Origin of the sequence: Thermogutta sp. (assembly GCF_014359955.1) — a bacterium.
Taxonomy (GTDB): Bacteria; Planctomycetota; Planctomycetia; order Pirellulales; family Thermoguttaceae; genus Thermogutta.
In genome coordinates, this window is record NZ_JACIYL010000310.1 from 1 (window position 1) to 4,696 (window position 4,696).

3 protein-coding genes are annotated in these 4,696 nt (G+C 57.4%); 1 reads left to right on the top strand and 2 read right to left on the bottom strand.

The window, feature by feature from the left end; all coding sequences use genetic code 11:
• Positions 1-218 precede the first annotated feature (218 nt).
• Both leuD and leuC read right to left on the bottom strand, forming a co-directional pair.
• Positions 219-812 (bottom strand): 3-isopropylmalate dehydratase small subunit, encoded by a 594-nt coding sequence (gene leuD, locus H5U08_RS10425; protein ID WP_297032761.1) that lies wholly within the window; start codon positions 810-812, stop codon positions 219-221.
• A gap of 122 nt (positions 813-934) precedes the next feature.
• Positions 935-2,359, bottom strand: a complete 1,425-nt coding sequence (leuC, locus tag H5U08_RS10430; protein WP_297032764.1) for a 3-isopropylmalate dehydratase large subunit — start codon at positions 2,357-2,359, stop codon at positions 935-937.
• Between the two features lie 549 nt (positions 2,360-2,908).
• Here leuC and H5U08_RS10435 point away from each other — a divergent pair.
• Positions 2,909-4,540 (top strand): alginate export family protein, encoded by a 1,632-nt coding sequence (locus H5U08_RS10435; protein ID WP_297032767.1) that lies wholly within the window; start codon positions 2,909-2,911, stop codon positions 4,538-4,540.
• Positions 4,541-4,696 lie beyond the last annotated feature (156 nt).

Consider the following 4,696-nt stretch of genomic DNA (forward strand, 5'->3'; position numbering starts at 1 on the left):
ACGGTTCCAATACTTTCTTTCTCCCGTTCGCTCGGACCGGCGTACAGCAAGGAAGATTAGAGCAGTACTGTGGATTTTATCACAAAATTCTATCCGGGAACCGTCGGTCACGGCACAACCGCGGAGCGCCCTCTCACGCTCTGTAAGAATGCCGAGCCCCCTTCCCTGGTCCAACACGTCCCCAGCAGCACCAACCCCTCTCCCGTCCGACATCGTTCTCAAGCAATTCCATGGGCTTTTTCATAAGCCGTAATTTTGTCCTCATGTTGGAGGGTCAAGGCGATGTCGTCGAGCCCTTCGAGAAGACATTTCCGGCGAAATGGATCAATTTCGAAAGTGGCGTGAAAGCCATTGTCGTCCGTCACAGTGCATTGTTCCAGGTCCACGGTGAGGCGATAGCCCGGGGTCCTCGCGCATCTTTGGAACAGCTCTTCGACCAGGGACTCATCCAAACGGACCGGCAAAAGGCCGTTCTTGAGGCTGTTATTGTAGAAAATGTCGGCAAAGCTCGGAGCCACAATCGCGCGGAAACCATAGTCCACGAGAGCCCAAGGAGCGTGTTCGCGGCTCGATCCGCAACCGAAATTGCGACGAGCCAGGAGAATCGTGGCGCCCTGATATTCGGGTCTGTTGAGGATGAAGTCCGGGTTGGGTTTTCCATCTTCCAGGTACCGCCAGTCATAAAAGAGGAACTGGCCGAAACCGGTGCGCTCGATCCGCTTGAGAAATTGCTTCGGAATGATCTGATCGGTGTCAACATCCGAACGATCGAGGGGCACTACCAGTCCTGTATGACGGACAAACGGCTGCATGCCTGCGACTCCTCTCTTTCCCAATTTGTACGCGGTCCCTTTCAAACATCTGTTCAATGCAATGGCTGAGCGGCACAATCGTACTCACCAGCAGCCGGAGGCATCTCGGGTGACTGGGTTGCTCAGCGGTAGTCCCAATTCCTGATATCGACAAACCGTCCGGCAATCGCCGCGGCAGCCGCCATGGCAGGTGAAACCAAATGAGTCCTCCCCCCTCGGCCCTGCCGCCCTTCGAAGTTGCGGTTGCTCGTCGATGCGCAGCGTTCCCCGGGTTCTAATCGATCAGGGTTCATCGCCAGACACATGCTGCAACCCGGTTCCCGCCATTCAAAGCCGGCGTCCTTGAATATTTTGTCCAGACCTTCGGCTTCCGCCTGTCTCTTGACCAACCCACTACCCGGCACCACCAGAGCCTGCACATGGTCGGCCACCCGATATCCTTTCGCTACCGCCGCTGCCGCCCTCAGATCTTCCAGCCGCCCATTCGTGCAGGAGCCGATAAACACTTTGTCAATGCGAATCCCGGTGATCGGTGTGCCGGGCTCCAGGCCCATGTAGCGGAGGGCATCCTCGGCGGCCTTGCGTTCCACGGGGTCCTGGAAATCCCGGGGATCGGGAACCTTGCCCGTCACGGCAACCACCTGCGCCGGGTTGGTGCCCCAGGTCACCTGAGGCTCAATGTTGTCCGCGAAAAACACCTCCACGCGATCGTATTTGGCCCCTGGATCGGTGCGCAGATTCCGCCAGCGCGCGACCGCTTGTTCAAAAGCATCCCCTTTCGGCGCAAATGGTCGCCCACGGAGATAAGCAAACGTCGTCTCGTCCGGTGCAATCAGCCCCGACCGTGCGCCGGCCTCGATTGTCATGTTACACACCGTCATCCGCTCCTCCATGCTCAGCCGGCGGATGACTTCCCCGGTGTACTCGATGCAATATCCGACTCCTCCCCGTGTCGTAAGTTTCCCGATGAGGTACAAGATCAGGTCTTTGGCGGTGACACCCCGGGGCAATTGCCCTTCCACCCGAACCTCGAACGTCCTGGGCTTTTTTTGCAGCAGCGTTTGAGTGGCCAGAACGTGCTCCACTTCACTGGTGCCAATTCCGAATGCCAGGGCCCCGAAAGCCCCATGAGTCGCTGTATGGCTGTCGCCGCAGACGATTGTCATTCCTGGCTGGGTGAGGCCAAGTTCAGGGCCGATGACATGTACGATTCCCTGTTCCACGCTGTTAATGTCATACAGGCGAATACCAAACTCCTGGCAGTTTTTGCGCAAAGTCTCGATTTGCTGGCGGGAAATCGGGTCGGCAATGGGGAGCGACCGATCCGTCGTCGGCACATTGTGATCCACGGTCGCCACCGTCCGTTCCGGCCTGCGAACCCGCCGCCCAGCCAGTCGCAGTCCTTCAAAAGCCTGTGGACTGGTCACCTCGTGGACCAGATGAAGATCGATATACAGGAGGGTTTGCCCCCCCTCATCGGTGTAAACAACATGGTCGTCCCAAATTTTTTCAAAAAGAGTCCGGGGGCCGTCAACATTCGTCGTCATTGGGTACGTCCAGAACTTCGGTCCTCTCCAGGGGTCACTTGCAAACACGACGTCACTACATCTCGTAAATTGTAGCAAAGGCGGCTACACTGCGGGAGTTTCTAGCCCGACGGTATGTTTACAAACCACTATTCTGCGGGAGTCCAAAGATTGACGAGGGCTCATGCACCAAGCCGAGCGGCAGGCTTGACCATTTCTCCGACCGAGAGATTAGAGGCCTCCCGCACAGTTGCAGCCCTCCCCCTCAACCTTTTGGTCGCGGCATTTCGCTTTTTGCCAACCGTGGACTTCGTTCCTGCAAGGGGCCGTCCTCATCGACACGTTCCGTAGCAGAAAAACGTTTGGCAAACCTGGCAAAAAAGGCAAAAAAGTTACTAGCGCAACGAAACCAATCGAGCCAGTCATCAAAATCAGCCGACGAAACGTGTGTAGGCCGCAGTGGTGAAGGGCCTCCAGTCCTTTTGAAATCTCGGTGCAAGTTGGGAAGCCCCTCGTGTCGCCCAGCCTCGAAGGGTGGGCCACTGATGGGTCAGTGCGGAGTTTTGCCAAATGGTGCAAGCTTTACCGCGATTCTTGTTGTGGCTTGTTGTAGCGAACGGCCTGGCAGCGATCGGCCTCTCACAGGAACCAGTTTTGGTGTTCCCCGAGCAGCCCGGAGTGGGGCCCTCCAAAGTCCTTGGCCCCGATCGAGAGGTCGCCCGGCTCAGCGGGCCGGAGCTGGCTCCAACTGCTTTCGAAGACGAACATGAGGCGGCCACGACATGGATCGAGGAACCGACTTCTGGGCCGGTTCAGAAAAATGAAGCGCAAAGCTCCCCGGTTAAAGAAGACACTAACGGTTTAAAGCCTCAACCACGCTCCCCCGCGGTTCCGCCCAAACCAGCCAATCCCTATAAAGGCGTGTTTTATGAAAACGACTTTTCTTACCTCGATAAGCCCGACAACCCGTACTTTTACCTCGGCGATGCTCTCAAGCGGAATCGCCTGGGGAACTGGGGAATTCTGGACGTTGGCGGAGAATACCGCCTGCGGCAGCACAACGAGCACATCTTGAACCGCGATAATAACTTCCTGCTCCAGCGAACGCGGATTTACGGAGACCTCCACGTTGGTGAAAGGCTCCGGGCCTACGCCGAGGCCATCGATGCGACGAGTGCCTGGGAGGATCTCCCTCCACGCCCGATCGAAGAAAACCGCTTTGACGCCCTCAATTTATTCGCCGACGTGAAAATACTCGACGCCGACTCCGGTGACCTCTGGTTTCGGGGAGGACGGCAGGAACTGCTGTACGGCAACCAGAGACTCATTTCCCCTTTGGATTGGAGCAACACGCGGCGAACCTTTGACGGTGTTAAACTATTCTGGCGGGGCGAGCGGTGGAACATCGACGGATTCTGGACCCGACCGATCCCCTTTTCTCAGCACGTGAACAACGACCACAATTTTGACCACCCCGACCTCGACCAGGAATTTTACGGCATCTACATGACCCGCAAGGGTAGCTGCAGTCAAACACTCGACCTCTACTACCTCGGCTACGCGAAGTACAGTGATCCAAGACCCTTTAAAACCCACACTTTCGGAAGTCGCTGGGAAGGAAAGCTCGATTTGTGGTTGTGGGAAATCGAAGGTGCCTACCAGTTTGGCGAGTACGGCCCCGTGGATCACTCGGCGGGCTTCTATACGCTGGGGGTGGGGCGAAAACTGGCGCGACTCGGTTGGGAACCCACGCTTTGGTTTTACTACGACTGGGCTTCAGGAGACGAGGACCCCACCGACGGGCGTCACGAGACGTTCAACCAGCTATTTCCTCTCGGTCACAAATACTTTGGCTGGATGGACCTGGTAGGCCGACAGAATATCGAGGACTGGAACGTGCTTTTGACGATGAAACCCCATCCCGCCTGGGAAATCGCGTTCTGGTGGCATACTTTCCGGCTTCAAGAAGCCCGCGACGCTCTCTACGACGCAGGCGGCAATGCAATCCGCCAGGATCCTACCGGTGCGGCAGGCCGCTCTGTGGGCAGTGAGGCCGACGTAACTGTCCGCTGGGCTTTCCATCCGCGGGCTGATGTCTTGTTTGGATATTCCCACCTCTTCCCGGGCCGGTTCCTCAAACTCACGCCCGGCGGCGGAGACCAGAGCGATTTCTACTACACGCAGCTCAGCGTGAGGTTCTGATCCCGGGGTCGAACCATGGCCCGGTCGGTGGCTTGAGCCTCCCCGTCGTGTGATATGCGGCAGTGGCACGGTTTTTGATGGGTGATGAAGCTCGACCGTATTCAGCGGGCTCCCCGGGGCCCGCTGAATGTTTTTGCCGGGAAACAGCCCCCAGCG